This is a genomic window from Cypionkella sp. (assembly GCF_030652235.1).
In the GTDB taxonomy this organism is placed as follows: Bacteria; Pseudomonadota; Alphaproteobacteria; order Rhodobacterales; family Rhodobacteraceae; genus Cypionkella.
Window position 1 is genome coordinate 25,991 of sequence record NZ_JAUSBA010000035.1, and the last position, 16,815, is coordinate 42,805.

Sequence of the window (16,815 nt, forward strand, 5' to 3'; positions counted from 1 at the left end):
CTCCCGGACAGACCTATTCCACGACCTTCGTGACGGGGATGCCGAGGGCGGTGTAGCCGTTCAGTACGGCAACACGGATCTTGCGATCTCCTGATCGGGAGGGATCTGACTGAGCAACTCTGGCAACATGGGCGCGTCGCCGATGTCGCTGCTGGTGACCTCGACCGCCCTGATCTCCAGCGTTTGCTCGTCGATCCCGAGGTGCACCTTGCGCCAGACGCGACGCTTGGGACCGCCATGTTTACGCGCGTTCCACTCGCCTTCACCCTCGACCTTGATCCCCGTGCTGTCGATCAGGAGGTGCAGCGGACCCTGCGCGCCCCGATGCGGGATGTTCACGGCGAGGGTTTTCTGGCGTCGGCTGAGCGTGCTGAAGTCCGGAACGTCCCAGTCGAGGCCGACCAAGCAAAACAGGCTCTCGACGAACCCGGTCGTTTGCCGCAGCGCCATGCCGAACAGCACCTTCATCGTCAGGCAGGTCTGAACGGCGGCGTCACTGTAAATGGGCTGTCGTCCACGCTTGCCGGTCGGCTTCGCCGCCCACGCCATACCAGGATCGAACCAGATCGTCAGAGACCCGCGGCGCTTGAGCGCCTTGTTGTACGCGGGCCAGTTCAGTGTCTTGTAGCTCGGGGTGTTCGGCTTGCTCATCCACCCCAGCTACCATCCTGGATTCACGAGATGAATCCCTCACGGGATTTGTGCAACAGAGCCCATTAAATATGAGATTTTGTCTGCTTTCGATGAGTTTAGCGCGGCACCGAGCCTGTGAGCAGGCGCTTCTGACTATGCTGCAAACCTGCCGGCACTTTGCGTTTCGTCCAACTATTATGCAGTCCCATTCCCACATCACAGATTAAGAGAAAATGGACGAATTCCTGAAGCTGGAAATGCCTAAGCCGTTCGGTTTTTGATTGGTCTTAAATACGTCAACACCATGTAAACGTTTTATTCATCCGGTAAAGCGAGCGGGAATACTTTGCATTTTGACACAGGACGCTGCTGTGCTCGGGCCACGGTCCTCGTTCTCTGCTGAGGCTGCGCCTGACGGGGGGAACGGCCCGACAGCGCGCATATCCTTTGTAGTAAGAGATGATGCGACAACTGGATGTTAAAACCTGACGCTGGCGGTCCGTGGCCAACGTCAGGTCAGCGCCGCATTTTACTCGCCGTCACCGGTCATGTTCATTGACGAAAAAATCACACTGAACGTGGCGAGAAGCATGGTGCTGGTGATGACCGCGCCAAGATCTTGTGGCCATCTTATGCCGTTTGCGACAAGTGATCGCAAACGGGACGCCAATCAGGTCGAGGAAAATTTGGGCCATCCAGAAACATAAGGTCGGGCACTGGCCCAGAAAGGACGACTTGCCGCCGCAAAGCCTACTTTGACGCATCGCCGAAGGCATAGTTCACTGTAAGGGCAACCAGCGGACTTGTCGATACCGTGTCCTGCACCTGAAAATCGAGCGTGGTCCTGTCATCAAGCGCATAGCCGACCCCAGCACCCCAATTCACGCTTGCGGATGGATCGGCGCGCCCGACATCGGCGTGCAGAGTCCAAGTGTCAGCCAGCACAAATTCAGCGCCAAGACTTTCGCCAAAGGTCTTTTCCGCCAGATCGTAGGACACCTCGCCCGAGACGGACAGCCGGTCGGTCACAGGAACGCCAAGCGAACCCGCCAGTTCGGACGATGCGGCGTGAGTCTTGTCGTAGAAATGCTGCGTATAGCCAAGGTCGTATCCGAGGCCAGAGCCGGTTTCGCCCCTGTAGCCCAGCGACAGATCAAGTTCGGCTCGATTTCCGACATCGTCCTTCAAGTTTGTTGCCCAGACCCCGGCGTAAAAGCCGTTTTTGGCGAGTTCGAAGTAGGGCTGGATGGCGGGGCTGTTGCCAGTCTCTGACAGACCGTCCGATAGGGAGTTCGACGTGACGGTGACACCGCCGCCGAACGACAGGTCCTCAGCCAGCACGGTCGACGGCAGAAGGAGTGCTATCATCGCAGTGGAAACCACGAGCGTTTTCATGAGAAGCCTTTCAAGGAGATTGTTGGGAATGTTGCGTCGAATGGTCTTCGGGTCCGACTGCAAAATCGGCACCGAAGACTCCGGTCAGTGCCACGGATCACCCGTGTGCTACCTCGTCGCGACGCTTAGGTTTCAGGCTCATGTAACCGACAATCGCTACGATTGCCGACAGGAACAGACTGCTGGTGATGATGGTGCCAAGGCCCATGCCGCCGTATTCAGCCGGTTGCGACAAAAGATCGCCGAACGACGCGCCAAGCGGGCGGGTCAAAATATAGGCCAGCCAGAACCCAAGGATCGGATCGAGCTTCAGGGAGAAATATCCGAAGGTGAGCGAGGCGATGATCATACCGAACAGCACGCCGGTGGAAAGATAGCCCAAACCGAAATGCTCGGCGACCAGATCCCCCGCGGCTGTGCCAAGCGCAAAGGTGAACAAGATCGCCAGCCAGTAATATGCCTCGCGTTTGGTGGTAAAGATCGCGTGGATCGACAGGGTTTTTTCGGCGGCGAACCAAAGAGCGAATGTCGCGGCAAGAGCCACAGAAAAGCCTATTGTCGTCGTGATCAGCGAGACGCCGAAGTTGTCCACCAAGTTGTCAGTCACCAACGTGCCCACGATGCTGATCAGCACCACCGCCAGCCAGTAGGACCAAGGCACATAGCATTTCTGACCAAATTGCAGCAACAAAGCCCCGATCAGAATCGCAGCCATGATGAGCGAGGTCATCGTCAGGCCGAGGCCTAGGTTGACCGCGAGGTAATCCGCAGCGGTTTCGCCCATGGTTACGGCCATAAGCTTTATCAGCCAGAAATCCACGGTGACTTCCGGTACGCGGTTTATGGCACGGTTGGGCATTGGATCACGTGAAATTTGCATGATGTTGGCTTCTCGGCTGGGGGTGCTTGAGACGCTCATTTCGACACCAGTGCCAAGGCTTGTGCCGAGAAGCCGTCGGCCCGCTGGTCATCATCAGCATTGCAGCGTTCAAGTGCTTTGGTCTGGAAGTCGACGGCAGCAGCGTGATCCGCATCCGACAGTTTGGCGGTGGTCAGGCCGTCAGACACCGACTTCAGCATCACTTCGCAAGGCAAGGCCCGGCCATTGGCGTCCGTGACAGCGATACCAGATACAAGGGTGGCTGCAACAGGGGCGGCTGTGGCCGCGACAGGGCTTGTCAGCGTGGCCTGCAAGGCGGTCAGGGTAGTGTCAACTGATACCGCATCTGGCGTTCCGGCCCGCAGAGCGGCGAGCGCCGCATCGGCGGCATCGTCAATGGCGCCCCAGGCATTGCCGTCCAGCGCCCGCAATGTTGCTGCCTGATCATCCCAGGCGGTCTCGAAATCCTTGATCCGGGTTTTCGCAGCAGCCAGATCGCCCGTGGCCGCGATGGTCTGGACATCGGCCACGATGCCACTGAAGGCGGACATGTCGCCAAGGCCTGTGGTCGGGGTAACGGTGGCTGCGGCAACGCTTGGCCCGGCCACGTAGAGATTGAAGGCGGTAAAGGCACCGACTGGAACGACGATCAAAGCGGTGGCCAAAAGAAGTTGTTTCATTTTTCAAGCTCCTGTCAGAGGCGGATTTGCCCCGTCAGAGGTGCTTCTACGGTCATGGCCATACCGCCAACTTTCGGCGGGCTTACAGATTTGTATGGTGGCCGCGACGTTTGTGTTAAGCCGCAGGTGCATTCAGACGATGATAAATTACTTGCAACACCGAGAGACAAAGCCCCAATGCGCATCCTGCTGATCGAAGACGACCCCTCTGCCGCCGACTATGTTGCGCGCGGTTTGTCTGAGAACGGCCATGTTTGCGACGTGCTGGGTGATGGGACAGATGGGCTGTTTGCTGCCACGCGGGAAAGCTACGATGTGCTGGTCGTGGACAGGATGATCCCCGGTCTTGACGGTCTGTCACTGGTGCGCGCCTTGCGGGCAGCAGGGCGCAAGACGCCGGTGCTGTTCCTGACCGCGCTTGGTGGCATAGACGACCGTGTCGAGGGGCTGGAGGCCGGTGGCGACGATTACCTGACGAAGCCCTTCGCCTTTGCCGAACTGCTGGCGCGCGTCAATGCTTTATCCCGCCGTCCCCCGGTGCAAGAGGTGAAAACGGTCCTGAAGGTCGCGGATCTGGAACTGGATCTGATGCGCAGGCAGGCCTCTCGAGGAGGGCAGCCGATTGATCTTCTGCCCAAGGAGTTCACGCTGCTTGAGGTCTTGATGCGCAACGAAGGCCGGGTGGTTACGCGCACGATGCTTCTGGAAAGGGTTTGGGATTTCCATTTCGACCCAAAAACGTCAGTGGTGGAAACACACATCAGCCGCTTGCGGGCCAAGATCGACAAACCGTTTGACGTGGCCTTGCTGCACACACTGAAAAACATGGGTTATTCGATTCATGCGCCCCGTTGATCTTTGGCGGCACAGCTCATTCCGGCTGGCACTTGGTGTCACGCTGGCGGTGCTCGGCGCGCTGATCTTGGTCGGCGCGCTTGGCTATACTGTGCTGCATCGGCAGTTGGCCGACAGGCAGGATGCACGGTTGATGGAAATTTTCACGACATTGCAGCAATCCGATGTCACCGATAAGCAGGATCTGGTCGAGTCGATTGCCGCCCGCATCAAAGCCAGCCCAAATTATTCGTCCGTTTTCTTGCTCAGGGACGCCGCGGGCGAGATTCTGGCAGCCAACATTCAGGATGTTCCGATCAAGTCAGGCTGGTCTACAGTCGAAGCCTCCGCTCTGGGGGTTCAATCCGACTATCCTTACCGCGTATATGCGGGCGACTTGAACAGCGAGTATTTGGTGGTCGGGCTGAGCAACGCAGATCTTGATGATCTATCAGAAATCATTCTGGCCGGGTTCGGATGGTCTGCCTTGGCAGTCCTCATCGCTGCTATCGCTGCCGGTTCATGGATCGCATCCAGGCTTCAGCGCCGCCTCAGCGACGTAACATCTACGCTGCACCGCGTCGCAGGTGGGGATTTGTCCACTCGATTGGCAGTGTCTGGTCGCGGCGATGATCTTGACCTGATTTCAGGCGAGATCAATCATACGCTCAGCCGCCTTGGCGCGCTGGTCGAGGCCATGCGTCAGGTCAGCGCCGATATCGCCCACGAATTGCGCACGCCGCTGAATAGACTGCGCATTCACATCGAGCAGGCGGCACGCAGCGCCGCCTCCTCTGCGCCAGTCGGGGACGACCTTGCCGCCGCCATTGTGCAAAGTGAGGCCATCGACCAGACGTTTTCCGCGTTGCTGCGCATCGCCCAGATCGAGGCCGGGGCGCGTCGGGAAAAATTCGCGCCGGTCGATCTGGCAGCATTGCTCGGTGACGTCGGAGATATTTATGCCGAGGTGGCCGACGATGCTGGCCAGACCCTGCTGTGCGATATGGCGGGGGCCGCATGGGTGATGGGTGACAAGGAACTGCTGACCCAGACCTTTGCAAATCTGATCGAAAACGCCATCCGGCATTGCCCGACGGGCACGTTGATCACTTGCAAAGTGCGGGCGGAGGGCACCCGGGTGATGGCATCCGTATCAGATACCGGGCCGGGGATACCGGCAGGGGAGCGAGAGTTGGTGCTCCGTCGCCTTTACCGTCTTGAGAAAAGCCGGACAACCGAAGGTACTGGGCTTGGTCTGTCGCTGGTCAAAGCCGTAGCGGATCTACATGGTGCCGAACTTGGGCTGGTAGATGCACTGCCGGGATTGAGGGTAGAATTGCAATTTGCGCGAATCGTCGGTGCATCATGACCCAGATGCTTTCACAATTCGTGGATTTCCTTGGCGCCCATCAAATGCTGGCGATCTTTTTTGCCTTCCTTGTGGCGTTTGGCGAGGCGCTCTTGATCATCGGACTGTTCGTGCCCTCGACGACGGTTCTGGTTGGTCTGGGCGCCTTGATCGGGCTGGGAAAGATGGCCTTTCTGCCAGTCTTTGCGGCGACCGTTGCCGGGGCCATTGCCGGAGATGCCTTGTCTTTTTGGGCGGGCGTGCATTGGAAACAGCAAATCCGCACCTTCTGGCCATTCGCGCGCTATAGCGCGCTGATGGCCAAGGGCGAGCAGTTCATTGCGCGCCATGGCGGCAAGAGCATTTTCATCGTCCGTTTCATACCTGGCGTGAAGGCAGTGGTGCCAACGATTGCTGGAATGATGGGCATGACCGCGACACGTTTTGCGCTGGTCAATGTCGGGTCGGCTTTCGTTTGGGCCGCGGCGCATCTGCTGCCTGGCATCGCTTTGGGGCGTGGGCTTCAGGTCGTGCATGCCGCCAATCCCCGCTTTGCCATCCTCGCGGGGCTCGGCGCGGCGGCCGCGTTGCTGGCCTGGGCCGCATTGCGCCTTGTGCGGGGCATTCTGGTCCCTGCGGCCGACCGGGGCCGCCAACGCCTGGCACTTTGGCTTGAGCGTCAGGGTGGCCGCAGCGGAGCTTTGGCTCGTGTCTTGCGAAATCACGACCGGATGCTGGAGGCGGCTGCCTTGATCGGGCTGGCACTCGTTGCACTTGCCAGCTTTGCGCTGCTGCTTGTCGCAGTGATCTTTGATCCGGAAATGGCGCTGGCGGATGCGGCGATCGGGCAGTTCGTGCAGGGACTGCGTACGGATTGGGCCACATCTGCGATGGTTGGCATCACCATGTTGGGTGATATGGCGGTGTTGCTGCCGGTGGCGCTGCTCCTGATCGCGGTCCTTGCAGTCGGCAGACAATGGGCGCTGGCAGGGTCTGTGGCGGCAGCAAGCGTTGCCGGAGTTGTCTTTGTGCCTTTGTTCAAGACGCTGCTGCACCGCGCGCGCCCGATCCCGATGTACCAAGGCGCTGACGGGTTCAGCTTTCCCAGCGGCCATTCCACATTGGCCACCATCATCTTCGGCATGCTTGCCCTGTTCGTGGCGCAATCCTTGCCCGCAAGGTTTCGCAGTGTAGTTTACGGCAGCTTTGCCACCTTGATTGCGCTGATCGGGCTGTCGCGCGTCTATCTGCAGGCGCATTGGCCCAGTGATGTGCTGGCGGGGATGCTGTTCGGCGGTGCTTTGGTCAGCGTCGTCGCCCTGCTCATGCATACGCGGGTCGTGGCCGTTCCGCGCCGGATGTTTGCCGTGCTGATGGTCATCGGGCTGGGCATCATGCCGCTGCATCTATGGACTGGCTGGGCCACTGCTGCTGCCCGCTATGACGCCACTCCGCCCGTGACGACGCTTGCCGCAGCTGACTGGTTGGCGACCGGTTGGCAGCAGCAGCCCACCCATCGCATCTTGCTGGATGGTGACCCGGGCGAGCCGATGCTGCTGCAAACCACCTGGCCTCTGGCAGACCTGGGGACCGCATTCGAGGCTGCCGGATGGCAATCATCGCAGGCCACACTGTCGGGCGAGATCCTTTCGGCCGTCCTGCCGTCTCGTCAAACTCTAGGCAGTCACCCGCCCTGGCCGATGACGCATCTAGGTCGCTCAGCTTTGGCGACCCTCACCAAGATGGAAGCCAATGATCAGCGCATGGTGTTGCGTATCTGGGGAACGCAAACTCTGGTGCAGGATGGCACAGGCCGTGCCCCGCTCCTCTTGGTGTCACTGACTGCTGACAGGCTGGACGCGGTCGTTTTCGGATATGCGCAACTGGAGCAGGCGTCATTTGGGCCTGACCAGCTGGCCACCGAAAAGGCCGCATTTGTGGCGGCGCTGCCTCAAACTGATGGGGTTCCGAGCAGGATTGTCGATCTGCCACTTGCCGCCGCGCAGTGATCGCTCCGGGTTTCGATTTTACAGGTTGCGTGGAAAGATGGCACCCGGAAGACCGAGCCTGCGAAGCGCTGTCTCGTAGATCGAGACCAGCCGGGGATAGAACAGGCGATGAAGAAGCGGATCAGCCATCCGGATCAAGAAAGACGCAAAGGCGGCAACAACAAAAGCGCCGAGCATGTCCAAGGGAAAATGAACCCCGAGGTAGATGCGTGACCAGGCCACGGCAAAGCCCAAAAGCAGAAGCGCGCCGCCCCAGCGCCGACTTTCCGCGCAGAAAAGTAGAGGTATTGCAAGAGAAAACATCAATGTGGCGTGGTCACTTGGAAACGACGCTTCTGCGGCATGGTCCAGCAATTGCCGCCCCAGCCCGATCTCGAAGGGTCTTGGGTGATACCAGATTGCAGAAATTCCCTGCGCGATACCCAAGCCGATCAATGCAGCGCATGTCGCATCGAGTAGCGCAAATCTGACGGCCCTGCCGCGCCGAACCCATGCATGGATCATCAGGATCATCGCGAGATTGATAGTCCAGTTTGCCAAAATTTTGGCAATTGTGATGACAAAAGCCGGGGCTTGCACACCGGCGTTGATCGCAAGAAATGCGCTTTGGTTCCAAAGTTCTACGGCTGACACCGACATATTATTACCTTATCGCCCAAAAGCCCACATCGTCGACAGGCGCATCGACCGCAACAGATGGTGCAGCATGGCGAGACCAGCGTGGGCAATCAGGTAAGCCCAAACCAGATTGGCCAGCGCAAGATGTACCGTCATCGCGATCATCCCATCCGGTTCGGCCGAATGCAGACCAAGTGCGACCTGCACGAAATAAACCGCGCCGGAGGCGGCCATCGCCGAGATCAGCACAAGACCAAGGCCGTGAATGGCCGAAGGCAATGCCGCCTCCGGGTCATGCTCGGGAAGGCGCAGCTTCAACGCTGCCCCGGCATACACCTTGATATCTCGCCCCAGTGCCGCCAAACGCCGCCCGGAAAACCACGGCAGCAGCGCGCCAAGGTCTGTCCCGCGCGACCTAAGCAGAATTGTCATCCAAAGCCCGAACGCCAGAACCGTGGCCGAAATGCCCGAATACCGATGAACCTGAAACAGGATGTCGCCGGCCTGCACATCGTCTGGTCCGTGCATCTGCAGGCTGGTCAAAAGCTGGGTCACGATGGCAAGGGCCAAACCCGCGTGCAACAGGCGGGTTGCGCGATTGTGCCGGGTTTGAAGGTTTGTGTTGTGATCGGTGCTGGGCATGTCGAGGTGTTCCAATTGGGGACGGCCAGAAAGAGGGGACCGTTGAGCTCCCTCTAAGTCCCCACTACCGCGACAGCCTTTCAACCAACTCACAAATTTGTAAGGTTGCAGAGGGGCGTTGTGGTTGCGCAGATGCGAGATGACGACGCACAGTCCGGAAATCGCCCAGCCAGTTCATCGCCCGGAGCCAGCACAATGTTCGCGTCCAACCGCAGCCAGATTCCGACCGGCATCTGGGTTTTAGGCTTTGTCAGCTTGCTGATGGATATCTCGTCCGAGATGATCCACAGCCTGTTGCCTCTATTTATGGTCACCTCCTTAGGGGCCAGTGCGCTGATGATCGGGCTGATCGAGGGGCTGGCCGAAGCAACAGCTCTGATCGTCAAGGTGTTTTCGGGTGTGCTGAGTGATTGGTTCGGGCGGCGCAAAGGCTTGGCGCTGATCGGCTACGGGCTTGGGGCGGGCACAAAGCCGCTGTTCGCCCTTGCCCCGAGTGTGGGTGTCGTGTTGGCCGCGCGGCTCTTGGATCGCGTGGGCAAGGGCATTCGCGGCGCACCGCGCGATGCGCTTGTCGCTGATATCGCACCACCCGAGTTGCGCGGTGCTGCGTTTGGATTGCGCCAGTCGCTGGATACAGTCGGTGCATTTGCCGGGCCGCTGATTGCGGTGGGGCTGATGTTGCTGTGGTCAAACAATTTTCAGGCAGTGTTCTGGGTGGCGGTGATCCCCGGTGCGATGGCAGTGGCCCTTCTGGCCTTTGGGGTAAAGGAGCCACCGCCAAAGGCCGGAGCGATCCGGCAAAACCCGATCCGGCGCGCCAATCTTGCCCGTCTGCCGCCCGCCTATTGGCAGGTGGTTGGCGTTGGTGCGGTGTTCACATTGGCCCGCTTCAGCGAGGCGTTTCTGGTCCTGCGCGCCCAGCAAAGCGGCATCCCGCTGGCCACCGTGCCGCTGGTCATGGTGGCAATGAACCTGGTCTACGCAGTGTCGGCATACCCGCTAGGCGATCTTTCTGATCGCATCAGCCACAAATCCCTGTTGATCGGGGGGCTGGTCTTGCTGATCGTGGCGGACCTGATCCTTGCCAGTTCCGCCCATTGGGCCGTGGTGCTAGCCGGTGTGGCGGTCTGGGGCTTTCACATGGGTATGACGCAAGGCCTCTTGGCGGTCATGGTGGCCGACACCGCCCCGGCAGACCTGCGTGGTACGGCTTACGGCTTTTTCAACCTGGTCAGTGGTCTTGCGCTCTTGATCGCAAGCCTTGTGGCGGGGCTCTTGTGGGACAGCCTTGGTGCCCCGGCAACGTTCTTGACGGGGGCCGTGTTCAGTGCTGCGGCCTTGGTTCTGCTGTTCAAGCGTGGCGGAAATCTGCGCACCGCGCGCGGGGCCTGAGGTTGTAAGGCTGCTGACAACTGAGTGTAAGATGGCAACCCCATCTCTCCTTCATCAGGCCGCAACCAGCGGTCATGATTGACTGGAGAGACCCATGGAAACGAAGACTTCCCTGACGATCACTGGCGCGCTTCTTGCGCTTTCCCTGATTTCTGGCACCTCGGCCTTTGCCGAAATCCCGACTGTCGGTATCGAAGACCAGATGGCCGAAGCGCAGGCATTCCTGGCCTCGCCCACGAGCCTGTCCCAGGCGATTGTTGCCGCAGAAGCGGCCGCCGGCGGCAAGGTGTCGACCATCGAATACCAGAGCGGGGAAAACGGTGCGCCTGACCTGATCATGGCCGATGTGGTGCTTGCCGACGGCAGCGAGAAAACCGTCGCCATCAATCCCGCCGATGGCAAAGTGATGAACGTCACGCTGGCCGAAAATGATCAGCAGGGGGCGAACAGGACAGCGGCGCCGAGAATGAGAACGGCGGCGAAAATGGCAGTGACAGCGAGCAGGATGGCGAAAACGCCAATAACTGATCTCTGACGCAATGCCAGGACAAGGCGGTGCCGCAAGGCACCGCCTTGTCCTTTGCCCAGAGGCCATCACCGGAAAAACCCACATTACAAAACTGTAAGTTGGGCGAAAGGACGCTGCGGTGTGGGGCAGACAAACAGGGTCCATCGAGAACCCGCCCACACGGCCCCCCCAGAAAAGGAAGCCCCAATGCCTGAACCCATGATCCGGTTGAACCGGCTAACCCAATCCTTTGATGGGGTGACCGCCGTTGATGCCCTGTCGATGGACATCGCCGAAGGCGAGATCTTCGGCTTTCTCGGTCACAACGGCGCGGGCAAAACGACGACAATCCAGATGCTAACCACATTGGCGCGTCCCGCCTCTGGGACGGCGACCGTGGCAGGGCATGACATCTGCAGTGAGCCGTTGGAAGTGCGGCGCCGCATCGGCTATGTCCCCGAAAACGTGCGGCTTTACGACACCCTGACCGCAGCTGAGAACCTGATTTTCTTTGCCCGCCTGTCGGGCGTGGCGGACCCGAAGCGGCGCGTGGCAGAGGTGCTTGACCTCTTGGAGTGCACCTATCTGGCCGACAAGCGTGTGGGGGGCTTTTCCAAGGGGATGCGTCAGCGTGTCGGACTTGCTCAGGCCATTCTGCACCAGCCCGCAGTCCTGTTTCTGGATGAGCCCACATCAGGACTCGACCCGATGGGCATCAAGATGCTGCGCGACCTGGTGATGCGCCTGAATACCGAATTCGGGATGACCATCTTCATGAACACCCATCTGATTTCCGAGATTGCCAAGACCTGCACAAGCATAGCGGTGCTGAGCCACGGCAAGCTGGTCTACCACGACCGGATTGAAGCAGTGACCGCCCGCTATGGCGACGACGCGGCCTTGGAGGAGCTTTACCTGTCGCTGACCCCGGTTGGCCGTCTGGCCGAGGTGGCGTGATGGAAGCTGCACCCTCACCCGGCTGGCTGATCGCCCGCCAATCCGCTCGCTTTGTGCTGCGCGAACGAACGGTGGCACTTCTGTCGCTGATGTTCGTCGTTCTTGTTCTGGTTTCAGCCTGGCTCGGCTGGTCCGCGACCTCGACGGTCAACCGCATCTATCTGGATGCGGCGGCCTTTCTGCAAGCGGCAGGCCAGCCGGTGCCGACGAACCCGGTTCTGGACATCTCGCCCCTGTCGTTGATGCGCAACATGTCGGTCTACGTAGCACTGATCGGGGCGCTTTCCGCCATCGTGATCGGCAATCGGCTGATTGGCCTTGATCGCAAGGCAGGAGTGTTGCCGCTGATCGGCATTCGTCCGCTTGGCCGAAATTCCTATGCAGCTGGTAAGATAGCAGCCCTGACCGGGTTAATTCTGGCTTTGGGCGCGGTGGCCGGAGTTGTAGCCGTTGCAACGTTTTTGATGCTGCCTGTCATCACATTGACGGGCACGCAGTGGGCCCAATTGGCCGGTTTCATGGCCGTAACCACGCTTTACATGGGCATCTTCGGTCTGATCGGCCTCGCGGCAGGAACTTGGGCAAAGTCGGAAACCGTCGGGCTTTTGCTGCCCGTCACCCTCTGGCTGACCCTGACCTTCATCCTTCCGCAGCTGACCGCAAACCTGAACCCGACGGCTGCGATCAATCCGATTTCGGCGCTGGCCACCCCTCCCGACACCAGCTTCTTTCACGGGGCTGCTGTCGTACTTGGCCCCGTCTCGCTGGCCGATGCCTACAAGTTCGCCTCGGCGGCATTGCTTGACTACCTGCCGCAGGGCATCGCCTCGCCGTCCTTCATCCCGCCGGTGATCAACCTGGTCCTCGCGACCGGCCTCGCTGGCGCAATCGCCTGGCGCGCACTGACCCGGCTTTCCATGACGCAAGGAGAGTACAATGTCTGACGCCGCCCTGAACTCCATCCGATTGAACCCAACCCCTGTCCGCACCATCGCCGGCAAGGATATCCGCGATGCGCTGCGCGACCGTTTCATCCTGATCGTCACCGCCTTTCTGGGCCTTGCAGCCCTGGTGGCCCTTGTGACGGGTGCCATTGCGTTGCGCAGCGACGTCGCCACATACGAAGCGGCCAAGGCGTCTCTGCTGGCGCTTGGCAAATCTGCGGATGCGATCAAGGCACCCGAGTTCTACCCGTTGCGCCTGCTGCGCGGCGCCATCGAGCAGATCGAGATCATCGGGGCCGCCATCGCCATCCTGATCGGCTATCGCTCGGCCGCCAGCGAACGCGGTCGGCAAACCCTGGCGCTGATGCTGACCCGCCCGATGCGCCGGTGGCAATTCGTGGCGGGCAAGGCCTTGGCCGGGATCGGCCTGCTGGCGGGCGGTCTTGCGCTGGTTCTGGGCGGGCTGACCCTGCTCTTGCACCTCATGTCCGGCATCGGGCTGGGCATGGATGATCTCCTGCGTATCGCCATCGTCTGGGCTGTGGCCGTGGCTTATACCGCCTGCTTCTTCCTGGTCAGTTTCATCCTGTCGCTGCACATGAAGCAACCCAGCCACGCGCTGCTGGTCGCCTTTGCGATCTGGCTGACGCTGGTGCTGGTGGCGCCGCAGATCGGTGACACGCTGGACCCCGACAATCAGGTGGCCGGGGGCGTGTTCAAGCAGTTGAACATCGCCAAGCCCGATCAGATCCAGATCATGAAGGGCTTTGCGACTTTCGAGACGGTGCGCGACGGCATCGAGCAGGCCTCTGTCACCAAACATTTCGAGCGGTTCACCTTCGCCGTGCTGGGGATCAAGGCGACCTATGCCGGGATGCCGCTTGGCCCGATCCTGATCGAAATGCTGGGCAATCTGATCTGGATTTTTCTCACTGCCCTCGGGCTCGGCGCACTTGCGCTGGCCCTTCCCCTCAACCCCGACCGGCTTGCAAAAGCCTGAACTCAAAGGAACTACACTATGACCCTCAAGAAACACATCTCGACGCTTGCTCTCGTCTCCATCCTTGGCCTGACACTGTCCAGTCCCGGGTTCTCGCAGACCACGACCGACACGGATGGTGACGGTGTGCCCGATGCCTCGGAGGTGCTGCTTGGCACCGATCCGATGGTGGCGGACACTGATGGTGACGGCCAGAACGATCTGGCCGATGCCGACCCTGCCTTCATGGCAAACCCGCTGGACATGACCGGTGCGGCAGCCCCTTTCGGGATCAAGGAAGCGTTGGTCGAAAACAACTATGACTATGCGGCCAAAAAGGACGCAACCGATCACTTGGAACTGCTGGTGACCAATTCGGGCAGCGCGGCTTTGTCTGGATTCTCGATTTACTACAGCATCACGGACGCCGACACGGGCAAGGTCGAGGGCATTTTCCGCAAGCTTGACGGCTTTAGCGTTCCCGCCGGTGGCGAGGCGCGGCTTCACTTCGACGACGGGGCCGTGGCCGGGCATTTCCGCGCCAACCCGAACTCGATCTACATCACCAGCCAGGCGGCAAAGACGATCACGTTCGTCCTGAAGGCTGAAGGCTTCGCTCCGGTCAGTGTAGATGTCGCCAAGGACAAAGGCGGTGCGGAAGCGGCGGACTGAGTGGGTTCGGTCCAAAGCGTCACAAATTTCTGAAATATGTTAGGCAAGTCATCAGCTGCGCGGGAGAACATCTCCGCGCCGCTGTTCTGTTGAATGAGGTGGCTGTCGGCCCTTTGGATTTATGCTCTTGGCTGGAGGCCTCTAGGCAGGCTTCGGCCACTGGCGGTGCAAGGCGTCAATCGTAAAGTCATGGCTGTGCGCCGCGCTGGTGTCCGGTGCCAGATGTGGGTGGTTTGCGGGCAGGTCAGCATGGCTGTGCGGCACATGCGATGGGTCATTTGCAGGCCAGCCGATAAGCAGATAGGTGACCAGCCAACAGGCAAGTGAAAGGAAAAATTGCGCGGCGAAGACGGCCGGGCGATCCTGTGGCTGGGCCGAGCGGTTCAAGACGCGGCCAATGGGCGTTTGGGTCTGCGAAAATCCAAACCGGATCAACGCCTACAGCAGAATCAGCCCCCAAAGTCCGGAGTCAGTGTGGCCACGACCACCAAGATCATGGTCCGGTCGTTCCTGTGATTAAGAATATGCGCTTATTCGTCATAACAGCCGTTTCTCGCCAACCAGTCTGCACGATCGCTTCAACCTACACTAAGCCGCGATAGGTCCAAGTTGAGGTCCCAGATTGATGCAAGCGCAGGATTTGGCGGAACGTCGGCCACACTCCGGAGTTAAGCGAAATTACATTTTCATCTCAATTGCCGACCGGGCTCAAGGGGCTGTATGCACTCACGTCTCAGAGTATGCGGTGAAAACCTCAGTCGTGCCATCGCGCTTGATCATGAAGACATCATACGCCTCACGCGCCGACTCATCGCCCATGCCGGGTGACCCATAGGGCATTCCGGGAACGGACAGACCGATCGCGTTGGGGGCTTCGGCCATCAGGCGGTTGATATCGGCGGCGGGCACATGGCCTTCGATCACATAGCCCGCGATCTTGCCCGTATGGCACGAGATCATCTTTTGCGGCACGCCGCTGTCCTGTTTGAAGCGCATCAGGATGGTGCCGTACATCTCCTCCTCGGTCACGCTGAAGCCAGCGGCTTTCAGGTGATCGACCCAAGCCGAGCAACACTCGCATCCGGTGCCCTTCACGACATGGATCGCGGGGTTCGTTTCCGCGTGGAGTGGCAGCGCCGCAGCCGCGGCAGCGGATACCAGCAGAGTGCGACGGGTCAGAAGGTGGGGCATGTGACAGACCTTTCAGCCAAGGATACGGCGGATTTTCGGGAGGGCAAAGCGGCGGTCTTCGTGGAAATCAATGATACCACCAAAGCGACCATCGGGATGGAAAAGGAATACCCCTGCGGTATGGTTCATGGTGTAATCACCGTCGCCAGTTGGTATCTTTTCAAACTTCGCCCGAAAACCTTCGGCGGTGCGGGCTAGTTGGTCGGGCGTACCGGTATAGCCGGTGATGCGTGGGTCGAAATTCGACACATAGTCAGCCAGAAGCTGTGGCGTATCGCGCTCCGGGTTCACGCTGATAAGAGCGACGGCCAAACGGTCTGCTTCCGGCCCCAGATCGGCCAGCCAATCGGAAATGTCGTTCAGCGTGGTGGGACAGACATCCGGGCAGAACGTGAAGCCGAAAAAAGCCAGCAGCGGGCGGCCCAGCCAGTCTTGCGGTGTCACCGACACGCCACGATGGTCGGTCAGGGTGAAATCCATCTCTGACAGCGGCAGGGGAAGCAGGTCGAAAGCCTTTGGCTCAGGGCTGCGCCACCAGCCGAGGGCCAACATGAAACCGACGCCGCCCGCTCCGGTGGCGGCTGCTGTCAGAACTGTGCGGCGGGTCAGCACTCGGGGCCTTTGGCCCCCAGGCCTCGAATCTCGACGTCAACGGTCACTGCGCCCGCGTCGCGGAATGTCAGTGTCACGGGAAATGTCGCGCCCTTTTCCAGCTTTTGTGTCAATCCCATCAGCATCGCGTGAAACCCGCCGGGTTCCAGCGCAATCGCACCCTTGGCGGGAACCGACACCGCCATCACATGCGGCATTGACGCGATTCCATCGGTCACGACAGTTTCATGTAGCATCGGCATGTCGGCGACTGGGGTTGCAATACTTGTCAGCATGTCCGCCGCAGGGCCGATGTTGCGGATGGTCAGGTAGACGACCCCGGGGCGGTCGGTGCCGATAGATGCGCGCGACCAAGGGTTTTCGATTTCGATATTGCCGGCAACAGTCCCACCGCAGGCGAAGGCCTGTGTCGCGGACATTAGGGCCATCAGGGCAGGGATCAGGATTTTCATAGGTGGCTCACATTCTCGATTTCAGATCGGCGGTGCCGCCGCATCGCGTTCAGGGTCAAACAGCCAGAC

General features: G+C 60.0%; 17 protein-coding genes and 1 pseudogene. 9 read left to right on the forward strand and 9 right to left on the reverse strand.

Annotated elements, in window-relative coordinates:
- Nucleotides 1–84 precede the first annotated feature (84 nt).
- The 4 genes and pseudogenes from Q7V03_RS12450 to Q7V03_RS12465 all read right to left on the reverse strand — a co-directional run.
- Nucleotides 85–651: pseudogene (locus Q7V03_RS12450) on the reverse strand (IS5 family transposase); the annotation flags it as partial.
- Nucleotides 652–1,383: 732 nt separating this feature from the next.
- Nucleotides 1,384–2,028, reverse strand: coding sequence for a TorF family putative porin (locus Q7V03_RS12455; RefSeq protein ID WP_304925915.1), 645 nt, complete (start codon nucleotides 2,026–2,028; stop codon nucleotides 1,384–1,386).
- Nucleotides 2,029–2,125: 97 nt separating this feature from the next.
- Entirely contained in the window at nucleotides 2,126–2,908 is a 783-nt protein-coding gene (locus Q7V03_RS12460) for a hypothetical protein (protein WP_304925916.1), read from the reverse strand.
- 35 nt (nucleotides 2,909–2,943) lie between these two features.
- The gene (locus Q7V03_RS12465) at nucleotides 2,944–3,588 is read right to left on the reverse strand and encodes a hypothetical protein (protein ID WP_304925917.1); all 645 of its coding nucleotides are present in this window, start codon (nucleotides 3,586–3,588) and stop codon (nucleotides 2,944–2,946) included.
- 177 nt (nucleotides 3,589–3,765) lie between these two features.
- Between Q7V03_RS12465 and Q7V03_RS12470 the strand changes: the two genes are divergently transcribed.
- The 3 genes from Q7V03_RS12470 to Q7V03_RS12480 are packed head-to-tail and all read left to right on the forward strand — an operon-like array spanning nucleotide 3,766 to nucleotide 7,779.
- Nucleotides 3,766–4,443, forward strand: coding sequence for a winged helix-turn-helix domain-containing protein (locus tag Q7V03_RS12470; protein WP_304925978.1), 678 nt, complete (start codon nucleotides 3,766–3,768; stop codon nucleotides 4,441–4,443).
- Nucleotides 4,430–5,791 (forward strand): HAMP domain-containing sensor histidine kinase, encoded by a 1,362-nt coding sequence (locus tag Q7V03_RS12475; protein WP_304925918.1) that lies wholly within the window; start codon nucleotides 4,430–4,432, stop codon nucleotides 5,789–5,791. The genes Q7V03_RS12470 and Q7V03_RS12475 overlap by 14 nt, the downstream gene beginning before the upstream one ends.
- Nucleotides 5,788–7,779 carry a bifunctional DedA family/phosphatase PAP2 family protein gene (locus Q7V03_RS12480; protein WP_304925919.1) on the forward strand — a complete coding sequence of 664 codons (1,992 nt, stop codon included), beginning with the start codon at nucleotides 5,788–5,790 and terminating at the stop codon, nucleotides 7,777–7,779. Before Q7V03_RS12475 ends, Q7V03_RS12480 begins: the two co-directional genes overlap by 4 nt.
- Nucleotides 7,780–7,797: 18 nt before the next feature.
- On the opposite strand, the gene Q7V03_RS12485 is transcribed toward Q7V03_RS12480, so the two are convergent.
- Nucleotides 7,798–8,418, reverse strand: a complete 621-nt coding sequence (locus Q7V03_RS12485; RefSeq protein ID WP_304925920.1) for an undecaprenyl-diphosphatase — start codon at nucleotides 8,416–8,418, stop codon at nucleotides 7,798–7,800.
- Nucleotides 8,419–8,427: 9 nt separating this feature from the next.
- Nucleotides 8,428–9,039, reverse strand: coding sequence for a cytochrome b/b6 domain-containing protein (locus Q7V03_RS12490; RefSeq protein WP_304925921.1), 612 nt, complete (start codon nucleotides 9,037–9,039; stop codon nucleotides 8,428–8,430).
- A gap of 195 nt (nucleotides 9,040–9,234) precedes the next feature.
- Here Q7V03_RS12490 and Q7V03_RS12495 point away from each other — a divergent pair, with 195 nt between their 5' ends.
- From Q7V03_RS12495 to Q7V03_RS12520, 6 genes are all read left to right on the forward strand, one after another.
- Nucleotides 9,235–10,431: an MFS transporter gene (locus Q7V03_RS12495; protein WP_304925922.1), complete on the forward strand. Its 1,197-nt coding sequence runs from the start codon at nucleotides 9,235–9,237 to the stop codon at nucleotides 10,429–10,431.
- Nucleotides 10,432–10,525: 94 nt separating this feature from the next.
- Nucleotides 10,526–10,966 carry a hypothetical protein gene (locus tag Q7V03_RS12500; RefSeq protein ID WP_304925923.1) on the forward strand — a complete coding sequence of 147 codons (441 nt, stop codon included), beginning with the start codon at nucleotides 10,526–10,528 and terminating at the stop codon, nucleotides 10,964–10,966.
- 180 nt (nucleotides 10,967–11,146) lie between these two features.
- On the forward strand, nucleotides 11,147–11,896 hold the full coding sequence (locus tag Q7V03_RS12505) for an ABC transporter ATP-binding protein (protein ID WP_304925924.1): 750 nt from the start codon (nucleotides 11,147–11,149) through the stop codon (nucleotides 11,894–11,896).
- Complete coding sequence (locus tag Q7V03_RS12510; protein ID WP_304925925.1) at nucleotides 11,896–12,840, forward strand: ABC transporter permease; 945 nt, start codon at nucleotides 11,896–11,898, stop codon at nucleotides 12,838–12,840. Before Q7V03_RS12505 ends, Q7V03_RS12510 begins: the two co-directional genes overlap by 1 nt.
- The gene (locus tag Q7V03_RS12515) at nucleotides 12,833–13,840 is read left to right on the forward strand and encodes an ABC transporter permease (RefSeq protein WP_304925926.1); all 1,008 of its coding nucleotides are present in this window, start codon (nucleotides 12,833–12,835) and stop codon (nucleotides 13,838–13,840) included. Before Q7V03_RS12510 ends, Q7V03_RS12515 begins: the two co-directional genes overlap by 8 nt.
- An 18-nt stretch (nucleotides 13,841–13,858) precedes the next feature.
- Nucleotides 13,859–14,491, forward strand: a complete 633-nt coding sequence (locus tag Q7V03_RS12520; RefSeq protein ID WP_304925927.1) for a hypothetical protein — start codon at nucleotides 13,859–13,861, stop codon at nucleotides 14,489–14,491.
- Between the two features lie 726 nt (nucleotides 14,492–15,217).
- Here Q7V03_RS12520 and Q7V03_RS12530 read toward each other — a convergent pair.
- From Q7V03_RS12530 to Q7V03_RS12540, 3 genes are read right to left on the reverse strand one after another with little or no spacing between them, the layout of a single operon-like run.
- Nucleotides 15,218–15,682, reverse strand: coding sequence for a DUF411 domain-containing protein (locus tag Q7V03_RS12530; RefSeq protein ID WP_304925928.1), 465 nt, complete (start codon nucleotides 15,680–15,682; stop codon nucleotides 15,218–15,220).
- A gap of 12 nt (nucleotides 15,683–15,694) precedes the next feature.
- The gene (locus tag Q7V03_RS12535; RefSeq protein ID WP_370651119.1) at nucleotides 15,695–16,291 is read right to left on the reverse strand and encodes an SCO family protein; all 597 of its coding nucleotides are present in this window, start codon (nucleotides 16,289–16,291) and stop codon (nucleotides 15,695–15,697) included.
- On the reverse strand, nucleotides 16,288–16,746 hold the full coding sequence (locus Q7V03_RS12540; RefSeq protein ID WP_304925930.1) for a copper chaperone PCu(A)C: 459 nt from the start codon (nucleotides 16,744–16,746) through the stop codon (nucleotides 16,288–16,290). The genes Q7V03_RS12535 and Q7V03_RS12540 overlap by 4 nt, the downstream gene beginning before the upstream one ends.
- Nucleotides 16,747–16,815 lie beyond the last annotated feature (69 nt).